Consider the following 17,618-nt stretch of genomic DNA (forward strand, 5'->3'; position numbering starts at 1 on the left):
ATATGCATTTGCCATGATGGTTGGTCCGGCCCTGCCTCGAAGGTTAGAATGCGCAAAATCAGGACTGATCGATGACCGACGCACACGATTCCCACGTTCAGGACAGCATCGCCGACGCCGCCGCGCATTGGTGCATGCGCCTGCACGAGTCGGACTGCACCGAGGCTGAACGAACAGCGTTCGCCCAATGGCTGGCGGCCGATCCCCTGCATGCCGTCGAGTACCAGGCGATGCTGGAAATCTGGGACGTCGCCGATCACCTGCCCCGCTCCCCGGCCGACAAGCTGCTGCCGCTACCGGTCAGGCGCCGGAACTGGCGACAGTACGCGGTCGCGGCGGCGATCAGCCTGTTGGCCATACCACTGGCCGGTATCGCCGGCTGGAACATGGGCTGGGTGCCAAACGCCTATCAGCGTTTTGAAGCCGACGGCCAGGTCCGCCACGTGACGTTGGCCGATGGCAGTCAGGTCGAGCTGAATCTGGGCACTCACCTCACCTACGCCAACTACAAAGACCAACGTCGGGTCACGCTGGACGACGGCGAGGCGTTCTTTCAGGTCAGCCGTTCGGCCGCACACCCGTTTGTCGTGCGCGCAGCCGATGGCCAGATCCGGGTGACCGGCACCGAATTCAACGTCTGGAAGTATGAGGACCAGGTGCGCGTCACCCTGCTCAAGGGTTCGGTGCTGGTCACCGGCAATCGCCAGCGTGATGGCTACCGTCTGGATCCGGGGATGCAGGCCAGCTACAAGTCAGGCGACTACGAGCCGCAGATCCGCCAGACCTACGCCCAGGATTCCTCGCTGGCATGGCGAGACGGCAAGCTGGTGCTGGACAACCTCTCCCTGGACGAAGCCCTGCCGCTGATCAACCGTTACCTGGAACGCCCCGTGCAACTGGCCGACGAGGCCACCGGCAGGATCCGCATCGGTGGGGTCTACAACACGCGAGATATCAAGGGGCTGGTCAAATCGTTGCCCAAGGTGCTGCCGGTTTACCTGAGCGAGAACAGGGATGGCAATCCGGTGCTCAGCTCGACGCCAAAGACCTGATGGTGTTTGTTGCCAAGCCGTAGCAGCAATCACCCTCCGGCGCCGTGATGCCTACTGCTTGACCACCACCTGATCGCCTTCGCGAATGACCTGGCTGCTGTAATGGGCGTCGTCCCTGATCTGCTGTTCGGTGAATGGCAGTACGCTCCATTGTTTCTTCGAGAACGCTTCGGTCTGATCTTTCGAATAGGGCGAGGTCGGGTCGCTGGAAAGCGAGAACGCCAGCAGCCCCGTGGCGTGCGGGCCTTTGTCGTCGAAAGACACCACTTGCACGTAACTGGTGCCGCTGACCACTTCGCGCTTGCCACCCGGCCCCGGCACGCTTTGCATGGCGTTGTAGACGCCCAGATCGGAAGGGCCGCCATGGATCGCAATGCTCCTGCCGCCACTGCTGACTTGCTGGACGTCACCCCAGACACTGTCAGCCTTGAGCCCCGCCGTGGAGGTCTGTTCGACGGACGCCAGCATCGCCTGGCGCAGCGCTGCAGCGACGGCCGGCTGTTCGATGTCCAGCCCTCGTGGCGAATGCTGCGGGTCATCGGCGGTGAATTTCACCCGCCAGATATCATCGTTTTCCAGCAGCGCCTGCATGACGTTCTGAAAGTGCACAAAGCCGATACCGCTTTGCAGATTGGCACTGCCATCCCAGGCCTTGAGGCTTGAACAGAGTGACAGCAGCGTGCGGGCATCGGCGCCCAGATCCCCCGCGCAATAACGCAGCAGATCGGGCAGGACCTGCCCTGCCAGATACACCTGGTCGTCCATGACCATGTGCTGCAGGTCTTGCGCCTGGACCGGCCCGGCCTGGTCCAGCTCGGCCAGGCGCTGCAGGGCAAATCGCGCCCGCGCGCCCAGCGCCAGCCGTTCACGACTGAGCACCGGCGAGTACCCGGTCAAGGGCGCTGCGGGGTTGACCATCCAGGCCGAATCGTTGGAATTCTGCACGTAGTCGCTGCGCAGCAACTGTGGCTGTTGGTCGGCCGGATAAATACCTTTCTGCACACTGTTGGCGGCCACGCTCCAGCTGCAACCCTGGCGCGATCCGTCGAGCACGATCATCTCCAGCCCGGCGCGGGGATCGCTGCACTGCGCAAGCTTGGCGGCATCCACGTACGGCACCACCGACAGGTTCATGTACAGCGTCTGGCCCTTGTCGTCGACCGCCAGCGTATTGACCCACGGAATGCCGTGGACCTTGTGCACCGAGGCTTGGAATGCCTCGAGGCTATCAGCCCGGTTCATCGCGTACCACTGCTGCAGCACCCGGTCGTTGTCCTGATTGGCGTCGCGCAGGCTGAAGGCGACCTCGCGGTTCCAGTCCAGTTTGCCCGGCCACTGCACCACCGGCCCGAATGTCGAACTGTAGACCGTATGCGTCTGCATCTTGCTGCTGCCGTCGGCCTGCCTGACCTGTACCGACACATCGCGCTTGCCCATGGCCACCGACTTGCCGTCGAGCAGGTAGCGGGTGGGATCTTTGGGGTCCAGTTGCAGGCGATACAACGTGAAGTGTTTAGAGGTGTCGACGGTATGGGTCCACGCCAGATGCTGGCTGAAACCGATGTTGATCATCGGCAGGCCCGGCAACGCGGCGCCCATCACGTCCAGCTTGCCCGGGATGGTCAGGTGCATCTGATAGAAACGCATGCCGCCGACCCAGGGAAAATGCGGGTTGCCGAGCAACAGGCCGCGACCGTTGAAGGAGCGGTCACGGCCGATGGCCACGCCATTGCTGCCCCGATCCAGGGCGAAGCGTTGCTGGCGCGCCTCGGCCAGCTGGAACGAAGGCTCGCGCTGCACCTGCGCACTGTCTTGCGGCGGCCGCGCACCGGCCAGGGCCTCGGCGAACTGACCAATGCCACCCTCGGCCAGCAGGCGACGCGTGAGCTTGACCAGATCCAGCGCCGTGATCGGCCGCACCCACGCCGCCTGGCACGCTTGGGGCAGGGTTTTGCGCTCACTCAACTGGCGGTTGTAGCCGGCGACGTAACCTTCCATCAGTTTGCGCACCTCCGGCGTCTGCGCCTGCCAGAACGCCGACACCGCCTGCGGGGTATTGAGCCAGTTGAAAAACAGGTCGCTGGTGAGGTTGTCGCGCTGCTCGATGGTCATCTGCTCTGGTCCGAAATACTTCGAACGCTCGCCGTTGACCGTCACGACTTCATTGGCCAGCAGGCACAGATTGTCCTGAGCGTAGGCATACCCGATGCCGTACCCCAGGCCACGCTCGTCGGCCGCGAGGATATGCGGCACCCCATAGGTGGTGCGACGAATGTCAGCGCTGAGGTCGGTGTTCTGGGGTTTCGCCTGAGCGCTCAGACTCATGCCGATGAACAGCGCCGACAGGCAGAAACGAGGAAACGAACGAGCAATGATCACGCTGACTCCAGACCAGATAGGGGGCTTGCGGGGCGCTGGGTGCAACCCGCTGTTGATGTCGAGCATCGAACTGCTGCAGGACCCGAGGGTGCGTCAGCTGGCGGTTGCCAGCAACCCGTCATGAATGCTGCGAACAGGCACCTGCTGCTTGCCATGGGCGTACAGCGACGCGGCGATTTCATCGGCGCGTATTGGCAGGATCGACAGCAGCGTGTCGCTCAAACCATGGCTGGCCTGACAGAAACCCTGCATATAGATACCCGCCTTGCACCGCTCATCGGTGGCCAGCCGATAGTCACGATCGACCTGGTAATCACCCAGGTACTCAGCCAGCGGCGCCAGCAACTGGCGATGCATCTGGCGCTCGTAACCGGTGGCAAGAATCACCACGTCGTAGTGATGCTCACTCGGCTCGCCCGTCGCCGTACTGCGCAGCGCCAGTTCGATGCTGCCCTTGTGGCTGATGGCGCGCTCGACCGTGGTCAGGCTGCGAAACGCGTGACGCGGGATGCCCGACACTTTCTGCCGATAGAAAATGCCGTAGATGCGCTCGATCAGGTCCAGATCCACCACCGAATAATTGGTGCTCTGGTATTCGTTGATCAGCCGCTCACGTTCGGCGCTGTTCTGCTGGTAGATCAAGTCAGTGAACTCCGGTGAGAACACCTCATTGACGAACGGGCTGTCATCGGCCGGTTTCAACGCCGAGCCGCGCAGGATCCAGTCCACCTGCACCGAGGGGAAGCAATCGTTGAGATCGATGAAGGCCTCGGCGGCACTCTGTCCACTGCCGATGATCGCCACACGCAGGGATTGGCCGCTGATACTCGGTTGCGCCGCCATGCGCTCCAGGTAGCGCGAATGGTGAAACACCCGGCCATCGTCTTTCAGCGCCTTGAAGGGCTCGGGAATGCGCGGCGTGCCACCGGCGCTGACCACTACCGAGCGCGTGGTGCGCACCGACTGCTCGCCGTGGCTGTCACGCGAGATCACGCGCAAGGCCTGGACCTGCTGCTTGTGCAGCACCGGCTCGATGGCCAGCACTTCTTCCCCGTAGCGGCTCTGCGCCTGGAAGTGCCCGGAAACCCAGCGCAGGTAGTCGTTGAACTCCATGCGGCATGGATAGAACGTGCCCAGGTTGATGAAATCCACCAGCCGGCCATGGGTCTTCAGATAGTTGACGAACGAATACGGGCTGGTCGGGTTGCGCAGGGTCACCAGGTCCTTGAGGAAGGAAATCTGCAATTCGCTCTGGGCCACCAGCGTATTGCCGTGCCAGCGGTAGTCGGCCTGCTTGTCGAGGAACAGCACATCCAGTTCGCCGTGGGTCTGCGCATGCTCACGCAGGGCAATGGCCAGCGCCAGGTTTGAAGGGCCGAAGCCCACGCCGATCAGATCGTGAACGACAGCCGATGCGATTGCCTGAGTCATTTCCAGTGTCCTCTGGATAGCCCCTCAACAGTGGGGACGAAAAACCGGGTGACCTGATCGGCGCGCAAGGCGGCGCAGGTCGTCTGTTGAGTAGGAACGAGGACGCAGCGGCAAAATTTAGCAAGCGATGGCGCCGATTGCGGCGAGTCTCAACCGATGTCCCATTGCCGAACCCGCACGCGGCAATGTTTCATGGCGTTGACGATGTGCTTCTCCACCACACTGCGGGAAATACCCAGGCGTTCGGCGATCTGGGGGTGTGACAGACCGTCGATCTTGCGCAGCGTGAAGCATTCGCGGCACAGGTACGGCAGCTCGGCCAAGGCACGCTGCATCATTTCCAGGCGTTGACCGTGGTCCATGGTCGCCTGCGGTGAAGGGCTGAACAGTTGTTCTTCATGATCGACCGCGTCCAGCGGCTCGGTCTGACGAATCACATTGCGCCGGTGATCGTCGATCACCAGGTTCAGGGCCGTGCGATAGAGAAACGCGCGAGGCTGCTTGATCGGCGTTTCACTGGAGCGCTCCAGCACCCGCAGATAAGCGTCATGCACCACGTCTTCGGCCGACTGCCGGTTGCCCAGTCTGGCGTTGAGGAAACACACCAGCTCCCGATAGTAGTTTTCCACGATGACTCCCGCTAACCCTGCGCCTGTCCTTGCTGCCGTCTGCGCCACTCGAAAACGAGTAAAGGCACGATGATGGCAATCCGAGGGCGCTAATTTATAGTAATTCTCATCTGGAGTTAAAGATCTGTCGGTCGGCAGATACAAAATTCATTGCAGGACAGCCCGCTTGCGCGCCTAAATTTCCCGCACCACCCTTCGTTTATCTGGCAGTCCCCGTCTATTGCGTGTTCGAGCCTTGCGGTTCACTCCCCATGCGCCGGGGCGATTTCCAATTGCCGGAACCCTGCATGAAACGTCCCCGCAAACCCCGACGCGCGCTGCTCGCCACACTCTGCCTGATACCCGTCGTTGCCTGCGCCGCCTGGCAGCTGATGCCGGCCGGACGCGATCAGCTGGCCACGGTGCAAGTCAGCCGTGGCGACATCGAAAGCAGCGTGACCGCCCTGGGCACCTTGCAGCCCCGGCGTTATGTCGATGTGGGCGCCCAGGCTTCCGGGCAGATCAGGAAAATCCACGTCGAAGCCGGCCAGCAGGTCGAGGAAGGTCAGTTGCTGGTGGAAATCGATCCTTCCACGCAAAAGGCCAGGCTCGACGCCAGCCGCTTCGCCATCGACAACCTCAAGGCGCAACTGCAGGAGCAACGTGCCCTGCATGATCTGGCGCAGCAGAAATACCAGCGCCAGCAGCATCTGGCCAAAGGCGGCGCGACCCGCGAAGAAGACGTGCAGAGTGCCGAGGCCGAACGGCGCACCACCCAGGCGCGCATCGACATGTTCCAGGCGCAGATCCGTCAGGCCCAGGCCAGCCTGCGCAGCGACGAAGCCGAACTCGGCTACACGCGTATCTATGCGCCGATGGCCGGCACCGTGGTCGCGCTGGACGCCCGCGAAGGCCAGACCCTCAACGCGCAGCAGCAGACGCCACTGATCATGCGCATTGCCAGACTGTCGCCGATGACGGTCTGGGCCGAGGTTTCAGAAGCCGACATCGGTCACGTCACACCGGGCATGAGCGCCTATTTCACGACCCTGAGCGGCGGCGCACGGCGCTGGAGCAGCACTGTGCGCCAGGTATTGCCAGTGCCGCCCAAGCCGCTGGAACAGCAGAACCAGGGCGGTGGTAGTCCGGCCAGCACCAGCAAGAGCGGCAGCGGCCGGGTGGTGCTGTACACCGTGCTGCTGGACGTCGACAACAGCGACCACAACCTGATGGCCGAGATGACCGCACAGGTGTTCTTCGTCGCCAGCGAGGTCCGCAACGTGCTCACCGCACCCATCGCCGCCCTGCAGGGCGATGGCAGCAGCGACCGGCCGACGGTGCGCGTGGTCGCCAGAAACGGCGACATCGAATCCCGTCAGGTGCATACCGGGGTCAGCGACCGCCAGAAAACCCAGATCCTCGAAGGCCTGGTCGAAGGCGATTACCTGTTGATCGGCCCGGCCAATGGCAGCGGGGGCTGAATGCAGACGCCTTTGATCGAACTGCAGGGCATCTGCAAATCCTACGGCGGCGGCGACAGCCCCAGGGTCGACGTCCTGCGCGGGGTCAGCCTGTCGATCCATGCTGGAGAGTTCGTGGCCATCGTCGGCGCTTCGGGCTCGGGCAAGTCGACCTTGATGAACATCCTCGGCTGCCTGGATCGTCCAACTGAAGGCAGCTACCGTTTCGCCGGTGAAGACGTGGCCCGGCTGGACAGCGATGAGCTGGCGTGGCTGCGGCGCGAGGCTTTCGGCTTCGTATTTCAGGGCTACCACCTGATCCCTTCCGGCACGGCCCAGGAAAACGTCGAGATGCCGGCGATCTACGCCGGCATTCCCGCCAGCGAACGTCACGCCCGCGCCGCCGCCCTGCTCCGGCGGCTGGGGCTGGCCGAGCGCACCGGCAATCGTCCACATCAATTGTCTGGCGGTCAGCAGCAACGGGTGTCGATCGCCCGTGCCCTGATGAACGGCGGGCACATCATCCTGGCCGACGAACCGACCGGTGCGCTGGACAGCCACAGCGGTGCCGAGGTGATGACGCTGCTCGACGAGCTGGCAAGCCAGGGCCACGTGGTGATCCTCATCACTCACGACCGGGAGGTGGCGGCGCGGGCCAAGCGCATCATCGAAGTACGCGACGGTCTGGTGGTCAGCGACAGCGCGCGGGCCGCTGCACATGAGCAACCTGGCGCCAATCCCAAGGCACTGAACGCGCTGGATCTGCGTCAACGCCTGAGTGAAGGCAGCCTGCAGCGCAGCGCCTGGAAAGGCGAGCTGGTCGACGCGATCAAAGCCGCGTGGCGGGTGATGTGGATCAACCGTTTCCGGACCGCGCTGACCTTGCTCGGGATCATCATCGGCGTCGCGTCGGTGGTGGTCATGCTGGCAGTCGGCGAAGGCAGCAAACGCCAGGTCATGGCGCAAATGGGCGCGTTCGGCTCCAACATCATCTTTCTCAACGGCAGCGCACCCAATCCGCGAGCGCCGCAAGGCGTCGTCAGCCTGAGCGACGTGGCGGCGCTGGCCACCCTGCCGCAAGTGACGCGGATCATGCCCTTGATCGGTGACTACGCCGGTATCCGTTACGCCAGCAACGACTACAAAGTCTACGTCGGTGGCGCCAGCACGCTGTTCCCGGACATCTTCAACTGGCCGCTGTCCCAGGGCAGTTTCTTTACTCGCGCCGACGAGCAGAGCGCAGCCTCGGTGGCGGTGATCGGCGACAAGGTACGGGAAAAATTCTTCAGCCACAGCAACCCGGTCGGCCAGTACATCCTCATCGAGAACGTGCCGTTCCAGGTGATCGGGGTGCTGGCGGCCAAGGGTGCCAGCTCCGGCGAAAAAGACAGCGACGTGCGGGTGATGATTCCCTACTCGTCGGCAAGCATTCGCCTGTTCGGCAGCCATGATCCCGAATACGTGGTGATCGCCGCCAACGATTCGCGCAACGTCAGGGAGACCGAGCAGGCGATCAACGAGCTGATGCTCAAGCTGCACCGCGGCAAGCACGACTATGAGCTGACCAACAACGCGGCGATGATCCAGGCCGAGGCGCGGACCCAGAACACCCTGTCGCTGATGCTCGGCGCGATTGCCGCCATTTCCCTGTTGGTGGGCGGCATCGGGGTCATGAACATCATGCTCATGACCGTGCGCGAACGTACCCGCGAGATCGGTATTCGCATGGCCACCGGTGCCCGTCAGCGCGACATCCTGCGCCAGTTCCTGACCGAAGCGGTGCTGCTGTCGGTGGTCGGCGGGCTGACCGGGATTGTCCTGGCGCTATTGGTCACCGGGGTGTTGCTCGTCGCTCAAGTGGCCGTCGCCCTCTCGCTGGCGGCGGTGCTCGGTGCCTTCGCCTGCGCCCTGATCACAGGTGTCGTCTTCGGCTTCATGCCCGCCCGCAAAGCTGCCCGGCTCGATCCGGTGACGGCCCTTACCAGTGAATGAATTCTTGATCAGACCCTGCCTGAGTGTTCTCACCGTCTGCGTGCTGCTCAGCGCGTGCAGCGGCCCTGCCCCACACCTGGACAGCGGCATCCCGGCTCCGGCGGCGTGGCAATCGCCGCAAGCCTTGCACAGCCTTAAGGACAACCGCCAGTGGTGGACGCAGTTTGCCGATCCGCAACTCGACGCGCTGATCGAACAGGCGCGGCTGGGCAGTCATGATCTGGCAGCGGCGGTGGCCCGTGTGCGCCAGGCACGGGCAGCGCTCATCGTGGCCGGCGGCCCGCTGTTGCCGCAAGTTCAGGGCACTGCCAATGCCAGTCGCGAAAAGCTGCTGCGCGGCAGCGGCTACACCCAGCTCGATGCCGACAGCGAGAACAAGGCGGTGGACTACTTCGACGCCAGCCTGACCGTCAGCTACGAGGTGGATTTCTGGGGGGCTCGGGCGGCGGCTTATGACAGCGCCCGGCACAGCCTGCAAGCCTCCGGCTTCGATCAAGCCACAGTTGAGCTGACCCTGCTCAGCGCGGTCGCCAGTACCTACATGCAGGTGCTGGCGCTGCGCGAGCAGACGCACATCGCCGAGCTGAACCTGGCTAACGCGCAACATGTGCTGGAGCTGGTACAGACCCGCTACGACGCGGGCTCGGCGACAGCACTGGAACTGGCGCAGCAGAAAAGCCTGGTGGCCAGCCAGCAACGTCAGCTGCCGCTGATACGGCAACAAGCGCAGGAGGCGCTGATCGGCCTGGCGCAGTTGCTCGGCCAGCCGGTGCAGCAGGTCCGGATCGAGCGCGATGGGTTCGATCGCCTGCACTGGCCACGGATCGGCAGCGGCCTGCCCAGCCAGCTGCTGACCCGCCGACCGGACATCGCCAACGCCGAAGCGCAATTGGCAGCAGCGCAGGCCGACGTCAAGGTTGCGCGGGCGGCGATGCTGCCAACCCTGACCCTGAGCGCCAACATCGGCTCCGGCGCCGACAGCGCCAGCGACATTCTGCGCAGTCCCTTCTACAACCTCACCGCCGGTCTGGTCGGCCCGATCTTCAACAATGGTCGCCTGAGCGCCGAACGCGATCGCGCCACGGCCCGTCAGGAGGAACTGCTGGAGAACTACCGGGGCACGCTGATCAACGGTTTCGCCGACGTCGAAAAAGCCCTCAACGGCATCGCCGGCATCGACCAGCAACGCCAGTGGCAGGACGAAGAACTGCAACAGGCCCAACGCGCGTTCGACATCGCCGAACGCCGCTATCGAGCCGGCGCCGAAGACCTGCTCACGGTGCTCGAAACCCAGCGCACCCTGTATGCCGCGCAAGACCTCAACGTGCAATTGCGCCTGTCCCGATTGCAGGCGAGCGTGGCGCTGTACAAGGCGCTGGGCGGTGGCTGGCAAAGCGAAACAGCAGGCTTGTAGACGCCGGTCATGCCACGGGGAACGCGCGCCGTGCGGCATTGCGCCGGCTTTGCCGGTCGCGGGGCAGGCGCTGTTGTGCGGGTGTGATCGTTCGCCAATTTCTGTCACACAAAGTGCATCCCGATGAGCGCATTCAACTAGGTAATCGACACTACCGTTATGGGTTCATGGACCCATCAGGACAACGGAATGTCTGGATTATCGGCAAACAGCTATCGCTTGCGTCAGGGGCGGTTTTCGCAATCGGGGCGGATCTATCTGCTGACGAGTGTGACCCAGGATCGCCAGCCCGTATTTTCCGACTGGCGAATCGGGCGCCTGGTCGCCAAGGCCTTTCGCCTGGCAGAGGATGAAGGCTGCGCCAGCTCTCTGGCCTGGGTGGTGATGCCTGACCACTTCCACTGGCTGATTGAGCTCAAGAACGACTCCCTACCAGCGTTAATGCGCAAAGCCAAATCGCGAAGCTATCGCTCGGTCAGCGCGGCTACGGGAGATGAGCGCCCGTTGTGGCAAAAGGGCTATCACGATCGGGCAATCAGACACGAACAAGACCTTAAGGCCGTGGCGCGCTACATCATCGCCAACCCGATACGCGCAGGGCTGGTGACACGCTGCCACGACTATCCGCTGTGGGATGCAGTCTGGCTGTGAAATCAAGGGGCCCCGGAGCAGGACCGTAGGAGCGGGCTCGCCCCGCGAGCGGCGACGCAGTCGTCGTAGAACCGGTGAATGCGGAGTGTCAGGTATAGCAGCCATCGTGATCGCAGCGTGTCAGACACACCCGCATTCACAGACCTTACGACCGGTCCCCGGCCGCTCGCGGGGCCAGCCCGCTCCTACAGCTTCAACCACGACACCGCATCCAACCGCCATTACCGTCCTTGGAATGCAACTCAGCGGTAGAGACACGCACCCCGTAGGAGCGGGCTTGCCCCGCGAGCGGCGACGCAGTCGTCGTAGAACCGGTGAGTGCGGGGTGTCAGGTATAACAGCCATTGTCGTAATCGTGATCGCAGCGTGTCAGACACACCCGCATTCACAGACCTTACGACCGCTCCCCGGACGCTCGTCCGAGTGCGGCCCAGAGGCCAGCCCGCTCCTACAGCTTCAACCACGACACCGCATCCAACCGCCATTACCGTCTTTGGAATGCAACTCAGCGGTAAAGGCACACAACCCGCAGGAGCGGGCTCGCCCCGCGAGCGGCTATAGGGGTGCATGACAAACAAAAACCCCGCCAGGCTTTCACCTGGAGGGGTTTTGTTTGCGTCGGCGGGTGATCAGGCGGGTACAGCGCCCGAGCTACCGATCAGAACTTCCATTTGGCGTTGAACATCAGGTTGCGCGGTTCGCCGTAGGAGCCGGAGTTGAAGGTGCCCAGGCCGTCGTAGTACTTGCGGTCGAACAGGTTGTCGAGGTTGGCGCCGACGGTCAGGTGGTCATCGACCTTGTAGTTGGCCAGCAGGCCGACGACGGCGTAGGGGTCCTGGGTGGCTTTGTGCACGCCATCGTCGAACTCGTTGGCCGCGTAGATCTCGCTCTGCCAGATCACATTGCCGCCGATGGTCAGGCGATTCCAGGCGCCGGGCAGGCGGTAGGTGGTCCCCAGTTTGAACAGGTTCGAAGGCTGGTTGGTTTCCACGCGCTCACCGTTCTTGTCGTGGGATTCGCGGTAGGTGTAGCCACCGAACACGTTCAAGCCGTCAGCCAATTCACCGGATATTTCCGCCTCGACACCCTTGGTGCTGGTGCCGCTGATGGCACGATAGACTTCGCGACCGGTCACCGCGTCGTCACCGACGAACTGCGGCGTGTTCTTCTGCTCCACGTCGAACAGGGCAATGCTGGCGTTCAGCGCGCCGTTGAAAAATTCGCCCTTCAGACCGATCTCGTAGTTGTCGCCTTCAAGCGGGTCCAGCGAGGTGTTGGCGGCAGTCTTGTAGAAGGTCTGCGGCAGGAAGATATCGGTGTAGCTGGCGTAGACCGAATAGGTGTCGTTGATGTCATAGATGATCCCGGCGTACGGGGTCACTACACCGCTCTTCTTGGTGCGGTCGGTCGACTCGCTGTAGGCGTCTTCATCGGTGGCGAAGTTGCTGCTGAAGTCGTTCTGTTTCCAGGAGCTGACGCGAGTACCGATGATGATCGACAGCGGGTCGAACGGTTTGAAGTTGGCGGCGGTGTAGAAGCCAGTCTGCTGCAAGGTCGTGACGTTGTCACCGACGCGCGACAGGTGGGGCTTGTCGAGCTGGTGACCGTCCCAGGCAAAGATGTTCGGCACGTCCGGGTTCTGGTTCTGGTAGGTCGGGTAGTTCAGGTGAGTCCGGCTGGTGCTGCCACCGACGACCAACTGGTGCTCACGACCACCCAACTGGAACGGGCCGGAGGCGTACACATCCAGAGTGTCCTGCTCCTGATAGCTGTCCAGGCGGTTGACGAACATGAACACGCCTTCGCCCGTGCCCGGATCCGGCTGGCCACCGCTGGCCGAGCCGACCGTGCCGCGACGGTATGAATACTGATGGCTGTACGCCGCTTTCAGGCTCCAGTCATTGGCCAGCTTGTGCTCCAGCAGCGTGGTGAAGTTGTAGTGGGTGTTGTCCAGATAGCTCCAGCGCGCCGCCGGGTTGAACGAGCGCGAGAAGTTGGTCTGCGAACCATTGTTGTAGAACAGCGGGATGTGACCGAAGCTGACGCCGTCGGAGTCGTTGTTCTGGTAATCCAGGCTCAAACGCAGCAGGGTGTCTTCGCTGAGGTCGACGTCCAGTGCGCCGTACATGACCTTCTTCTCGGTCTTGTACCAGTCGGCGAAGGAGTTGGATTTTTCGTAAACCCCCACCAGACGACCACGAATAGTGCCTTCGGCGTTCAACGGACCGGATACATCGGCTTCGCTGCGGTATCGGTCCCAGGCGCCGGCCTCACCGGAGACGTAGGCCTGGAAATCCTGGGTCGGGCGCTTGCGCACCAGGTTGACGGTCGCCGATGGCGTGCCTGCACCGCTCATCAGGCCGGTCGCGCCACGTACCACTTCGACACGGTCGTACAGCGCCATGTCCAGCAGGCTGCTGGTGTATTGCTGGGATTCGTTGGCCACCTGCGACGGGATGCCGTCGTACATGAAGTTCTGGATCTGGAAGCCACGCGAATAGAAGGTGTAGCGATCACTGTCGCGGTGGTTGCTGGTGATGCCGGGGGTGAACTTGAGCACGTCATCGATGCTGGTCAGGTTCTGGTCATCCATGAGCTGGCGAGTGACCACGCTGACCGATTGCGGCGTTTCACGCAGTGACAGCGGTAACTTGGTGGCGGTCGAGGTCGCGCCGGTGGTGTAGGAACCGGTGTTTTCCGTGGTCAGCCCCAGGCCTTGGCTGCTGACGGTGGTGGCGTCCAGCGCAAGCGCCGAGCTGTTGGCGCTGTTGGCGCTCAGCACCAGATAGCTGCCGTCAGCCTGACGCGAGGCATTGGCGCCGGTGCCGGCCAGCAAACGCAGCAAGCCGTCCTGCGCGGTGTAACTGCCTTGCAGACCGGGGGAACGGCGCTCCCCCGCCGCTCCCTCAGCCAGCACCTTGACACCGGTGGCGGCGGTGAAACTCGCCAACGCACTGCTCAGGGGCCCTGCAGGAATCGAGAACGTGCTTTTGCCCGACTCGCTCTGAGCGAACGCCGAACCCGAAAACAGCGCTGCACCCACGGGCGCCGCCAGTGCCGCGCCAAGCGCGATGGAGCGAACGGCGCGCGGCAAGGCCTGCAGCGCGAAGACCCTGGTAGGGGAAGAGCGGAACGCGGTGGACATCGTGAATGATCCTTTTGATGACAAGTGGTGGACGGCGTCTTTTTGCGCCTCTGGTAACTGAGACGGGCCAGAAATAAAAACCAGACGCATTCTCATAAAAATAAAAGGTTTGTCTCAGCCCTTGCTGCATGCGCATCTGGCCGTTATCGGTGACCTGTAGCCGCACGGCTTGCCGACCCAGGCGCCCTGGACAGCGCTGCCATCGGCAAGCCGTCCTGCGACGGGTCAGTGGCACCTGAGGCGTTTCGGTCCGCCTCAATTCCAGGGAGTCGAACTGCTCAGATGGCGGGCATACCAGGGTCGCCTGGGTATGCGTTTGAACAGACCCGCCAGCGTGTCTTCGTCCTCGAAGGTGATGCGCAGCGCCAGTTTCATGGTTTCCGGGTCCATCTCCACGGTCTTGCCGGGAACCAGGCCCGGTGTGGTGCTGCAACCATGGGTGCTCGGCCCCAGCCATGGATCGGCCACCTCCACCCACCGCCCCGGGGCAAACCAGGGCACGCCGTTGAGCGTCTGGCGCGTGAGTTCACCGGGATGAAAACGCCCGTGGGCCAGGAACCAGTCCTCCAGGCGATCGTCGATCCAGCCATGGAAATGCCAGAACACCGGATTGACGTGAGAGGAAAACGGATCACCGAGAAAGTCGTTCTCAGGACTGAACCAGCGCGCGGCAAAATCGGCCGGGTCGCGGGCCATGGGCACCGCAGCGCCGTTGGACGGATCGCGGGGTACCGATGCCCAGCGCATGTGCAGCCAGTCGTGCAGGCCCAGTTCGATCTCCGAGCCGAACTGGCCCAGGGTCAGCCTCGACAGATAACGCGGATCGCGATAGCGCGACTCCCACACCTGAAAGTTGCTGTGGAAGGTCTCGGCGTTTTTGATGTCGCTGACCCATTGCGTGTATTCGTCATCGTCCTCGGCCAGCCAGGTCGGCGGGATCGAATAGCCGTCGTGGTTCTCGAAATAGCGGGCAAACCCCGGTCGATCACGCTCAAGTTCCGGCTGAGGCAGCGGGAAGTGCTGCCATGACGGCAAATCCTGCAAGGCGCGTGCGTGCCTGAGCATGTGGCGATGCATGAAGAAAAAGTCGACCCCCGAGCCGTTGCGGTCCTTGTGCTCGCCCCGCGCGTCACGCTCCTTGTCCCGCGGCCCCGGTTGCCAGCCGATCCCCCGCAGCGCATTACGCTTGTCCTGCGAGAGTTTGTGCCACTTGTCCCGCGAGGCATGCCAGAGCTGATGAAACAGCCGGTGTTCGGGGGCGATCAACGAGGCCAGCAGTGCTTCATCAAGGCCGATACGCTGGCGAGCCTCGGGAAACAGCCGCTTGACCGCGACCAATCGGTTGTCGTGCAGCGGCAGGCCGGCCGGGCGATCAAGGCGCAGCACGCGGCCGCTGAGGGTCGCGCCACCGGCGTTGCCGAACTCGGCCCAGACCTCGTCCAGGGTCAGCTCCAGCTCATAGCCAACCCGGCCATTGGCGGGGTCTGCGCTGAACAGCCGCCAGTGCAGCCCTGCCGCTGGGGTCGGGGCCGGGTCGAGCGGCACCAGATCGCCCATCAGTTGATAACGCGGTGGTTCATCGGCACGCAGCCGCTGGGGGGTATCGACGAACCCGCGCACGCCACGCCCGCGCTGGGCGATATCGATGAGTAATTGCAGGCCCGCCGCCGGCAATCCGTCGAGCCCGGCATCGGCGCCTTCGAAACGAATGTCCCAGACCCCGCGCAGGGTGTCGGCCAGTTGCCGTCCGTTGGTGTCCGGCAACTCCACCCGGGCCTCTTCCGGGGTGACCGGTTCTTCAGCGCGGGTCAGTTGGCGATGTGCGTAATACACCGCTGGCACCGCCGCGCCCGTGAGCGCAAGACCTGCGATGAACCCTCGTCGAGAAATCGTCATTGCTCTACCTGTTTGAGCCATGGAGCAGGCTTTATCCAAGCTAGAACGTTCCTCACCCGGGCAAATTTAGCGGCGCGGACACACAGCGCCAAGCGTCGACCACCCCAGGCTAAATTTGCCTGCCCATCGCTCGTTCTTCCCACATAGCAAAGCGCCCTGCGTTGACAGCAACCTGTGCTGCACCCGATCTGGACGGCGAACCTGACTGAGATGGCAATGACTAAACTGCGTTGGAAAAAAGCCCTGTACCTGGGCCTGCCATTGGCACTGGTGATCGGCGCCGGAGCAGGCTTTGCCGCCTGGGAACTGTGGTTCAACGAAACCCTGAGCTACCCGCTGAAGGTCATCAGGCAGGCCGATGAGCTACAGGAGCGGATTCTGTCTTTCGACAGCCACATCACCGTGCCGCTGGAGTTCGGCACCGCCGGCAACGAGGCCGACAAGGACGGCGAAAGCCAGTTCGACCTGGTCAAGGCCGGACGCGGGCGTCTGTCCGCTGCGGCATTGACTGTATTTGGCTGGCCGGAAATCTGGAACGGCGCCAACGCCCCGCACAAGCCCACCGCCGGATTCGTCGAACAAGCACGCCATCAGCAGGAGGTGCGCTACAAGATCATCCAGGGCCTGGTGCGCGATTTTCCCGAGCGGATCGGCATCGCCTACAGTCCCGATGACATGCGCCGGCTGCACGGCGAGGGCAAGTTCGCGATCTTCATCAGCATGCTCAATGCCTACCCGCTGGGTAATGACCTGAGTCTGCTCGACACCTGGGCCGCGCGCGGCATGCGCATGTTCGGTTTCAGTTATATCGGCAACAACAGCTGGGCCGACTCTTCGCGCCCCCTGCCCTTTTTCAATGACTCGCCGGACGCCCTCGACGGCCTCTCCGACATCGGCAAGCAGGCGGTGCACAGGCTCAACGACCTGGGCGTGATCATCGACGTCTCGCAAATGTCCAGCAAAGCCCTGGAACAAGTCGCGCAACTGAGCCGCACGCCACTGGTGGCCTCGCATTCGGCGCCACGGGCAATGGTCGACATCCCGCGCAACCTCAGTGACAAGGAACTGCAACTGATCGGGAACAGCGGCGGCGTGGTGCAGATCGTCGGCTTCGGCGGCTATCTCAAGCCGCTGAGCCAACGCACCCAAGGCAGGCTCAACGAGCTGCGCGGCACATTCGACCTGCCGCCGCTGCCGAACCTGGCCATGGCGCTGATGCCGGGCGATCCGATCATCGCCGCCTGGCCGGAAAAGAAGTTCGGCGAGTACGCAAGCCAGCTCTACGCGATTCTCGACGAAGAACCCAAAGCCACCCTCAAGGACCTGGGCGACGCCATCGACTACACAGTGCGCAAGATCGGCATCGACCACGTCGGCATCAGCTCGGACTTCAACGAGGGCGGCGGCCTCAAAGGCTGGAAGGATGTCAGCGAGGTGCGCAACGTCACCGCCGAACTGATCCAGCGCGGCTACTCGGAAGCCGACATCGCCAAGCTCTGGGGCGGCAACTTCCTGCGCGTCTGGGATCAGGTGCAGCAAGCCGCCCGCCCCGTGGCCAGCCGCTAATTCCTCTTTTCCTGCCGGATGAAC

11 protein-coding genes are annotated in these 17,618 nt (G+C 63.1%); 6 read left to right on the top strand and 5 right to left on the bottom strand.

Annotated elements, in window-relative coordinates; all coding sequences use genetic code 11:
* Positions 1–71: 71 nt before the first annotated feature.
* Positions 72–1,052, top strand: a complete 981-nt coding sequence (locus tag ACI2KS_RS26595; RefSeq protein ID WP_404624003.1) for a FecR family protein — start codon at positions 72–74, stop codon at positions 1,050–1,052.
* 51 nt (positions 1,053–1,103) lie between these two features.
* On the opposite strand, the gene ACI2KS_RS26600 is transcribed toward ACI2KS_RS26595, so the two are convergent.
* From ACI2KS_RS26600 to ACI2KS_RS26610, 3 genes are all read right to left on the bottom strand, one after another.
* Positions 1,104–3,377: an acylase gene (locus tag ACI2KS_RS26600; RefSeq protein ID WP_404624034.1), complete on the bottom strand. Its 2,274-nt coding sequence runs from the start codon at positions 3,375–3,377 to the stop codon at positions 1,104–1,106.
* A 147-nt stretch (positions 3,378–3,524) separates the two neighbouring features.
* Positions 3,525–4,862, bottom strand: coding sequence for a lysine N(6)-hydroxylase/L-ornithine N(5)-oxygenase family protein (locus tag ACI2KS_RS26605; RefSeq protein ID WP_404624004.1), 1,338 nt, complete (start codon positions 4,860–4,862; stop codon positions 3,525–3,527).
* A 149-nt stretch (positions 4,863–5,011) separates the two neighbouring features.
* Positions 5,012–5,494 carry a sigma-70 family RNA polymerase sigma factor gene (locus tag ACI2KS_RS26610; protein WP_404624035.1) on the bottom strand — a complete coding sequence of 161 codons (483 nt, stop codon included), beginning with the start codon at positions 5,492–5,494 and terminating at the stop codon, positions 5,012–5,014.
* Between the two features lie 284 nt (positions 5,495–5,778).
* On the opposite strand from ACI2KS_RS26610, the gene ACI2KS_RS26615 reads away from it, so the two are divergent.
* The 4 genes from ACI2KS_RS26615 (at position 5,779) to ACI2KS_RS26630 (ending at position 10,987) form a co-directional block, all read left to right on the top strand.
* On the top strand, positions 5,779–6,951 hold the full coding sequence (locus ACI2KS_RS26615) for an efflux RND transporter periplasmic adaptor subunit (protein WP_404624005.1): 1,173 nt from the start codon (positions 5,779–5,781) through the stop codon (positions 6,949–6,951).
* The gene (locus ACI2KS_RS26620; protein WP_404624006.1) at positions 6,952–8,922 is read left to right on the top strand and encodes a MacB family efflux pump subunit; all 1,971 of its coding nucleotides are present in this window, start codon (positions 6,952–6,954) and stop codon (positions 8,920–8,922) included.
* 7 nt (positions 8,923–8,929) lie between these two features.
* Positions 8,930–10,336 carry an efflux transporter outer membrane subunit gene (locus ACI2KS_RS26625; protein ID WP_404624036.1) on the top strand — a complete coding sequence of 469 codons (1,407 nt, stop codon included), beginning with the start codon at positions 8,930–8,932 and terminating at the stop codon, positions 10,334–10,336.
* A gap of 189 nt (positions 10,337–10,525) precedes the next feature.
* On the top strand, positions 10,526–10,987 hold the full coding sequence (locus ACI2KS_RS26630; RefSeq protein WP_404624007.1) for an REP-associated tyrosine transposase: 462 nt from the start codon (positions 10,526–10,528) through the stop codon (positions 10,985–10,987).
* Positions 10,988–11,645: 658 nt separating this feature from the next.
* Here the strand turns inward: ACI2KS_RS26630 and ACI2KS_RS26635 are convergent.
* The gene (locus ACI2KS_RS26635; protein WP_404624008.1) at positions 11,646–14,132 is read right to left on the bottom strand and encodes a TonB-dependent siderophore receptor; all 2,487 of its coding nucleotides are present in this window, start codon (positions 14,130–14,132) and stop codon (positions 11,646–11,648) included.
* A 255-nt stretch (positions 14,133–14,387) separates the two neighbouring features.
* The gene (locus ACI2KS_RS26640; RefSeq protein ID WP_404624009.1) at positions 14,388–16,028 is read right to left on the bottom strand and encodes a PvdJ/PvdD/PvdP-like protein; all 1,641 of its coding nucleotides are present in this window, start codon (positions 16,026–16,028) and stop codon (positions 14,388–14,390) included.
* A gap of 216 nt (positions 16,029–16,244) precedes the next feature.
* On the opposite strand from ACI2KS_RS26640, the gene pvdM reads away from it, so the two are divergent.
* A complete protein-coding gene (gene pvdM / locus ACI2KS_RS26645) occupies positions 16,245–17,594 on the top strand; it encodes a pyoverdine-tailoring dipeptidase-like protein PvdM (protein ID WP_404624010.1) in 1,350 nt (449 codons plus the stop codon).
* The last annotated feature ends 24 nt before the right edge of the window (positions 17,595–17,618 follow it).

This window comes from Pseudomonas sp. NPDC087358, from assembly GCF_044900785.1.
Taxonomy (GTDB): domain Bacteria; phylum Pseudomonadota; class Gammaproteobacteria; order Pseudomonadales; family Pseudomonadaceae; genus Aquipseudomonas.

What these genes read in the sequence shown, in the direction of transcription:
- ACI2KS_RS26595 (WP_404624003.1), top strand. Translation starts at nt 72, where the DNA reads ATGACCGACGCACACGATTCCCACGTTCAGGACAGCATCGCCGACGCC.
- ACI2KS_RS26600 (WP_404624034.1), bottom strand. Translation starts at nt 3,377, where the DNA reads ATGAGTCTGAGCGCTCAGGCGAAACCCCAGAACACCGACCTCAGCGCT.
- ACI2KS_RS26605 (WP_404624004.1), bottom strand. Translation starts at nt 4,862, where the DNA reads ATGACTCAGGCAATCGCATCGGCTGTCGTTCACGATCTGATCGGCGTG.
- ACI2KS_RS26615 (WP_404624005.1), top strand. Translation starts at nt 5,779, where the DNA reads ATGAAACGTCCCCGCAAACCCCGACGCGCGCTGCTCGCCACACTCTGC.
- ACI2KS_RS26620 (WP_404624006.1), top strand. Translation starts at nt 6,952, where the DNA reads ATGCAGACGCCTTTGATCGAACTGCAGGGCATCTGCAAATCCTACGGC.
- ACI2KS_RS26630 (WP_404624007.1), top strand. Translation starts at nt 10,526, where the DNA reads ATGTCTGGATTATCGGCAAACAGCTATCGCTTGCGTCAGGGGCGGTTT.
- ACI2KS_RS26635 (WP_404624008.1), bottom strand. Translation starts at nt 14,132, where the DNA reads ATGTCCACCGCGTTCCGCTCTTCCCCTACCAGGGTCTTCGCGCTGCAG.
- ACI2KS_RS26640 (WP_404624009.1), bottom strand. Translation starts at nt 16,028, where the DNA reads ATGACGATTTCTCGACGAGGGTTCATCGCAGGTCTTGCGCTCACGGGC.
- pvdM (WP_404624010.1), top strand. Translation starts at nt 16,245, where the DNA reads ATGACTAAACTGCGTTGGAAAAAAGCCCTGTACCTGGGCCTGCCATTG.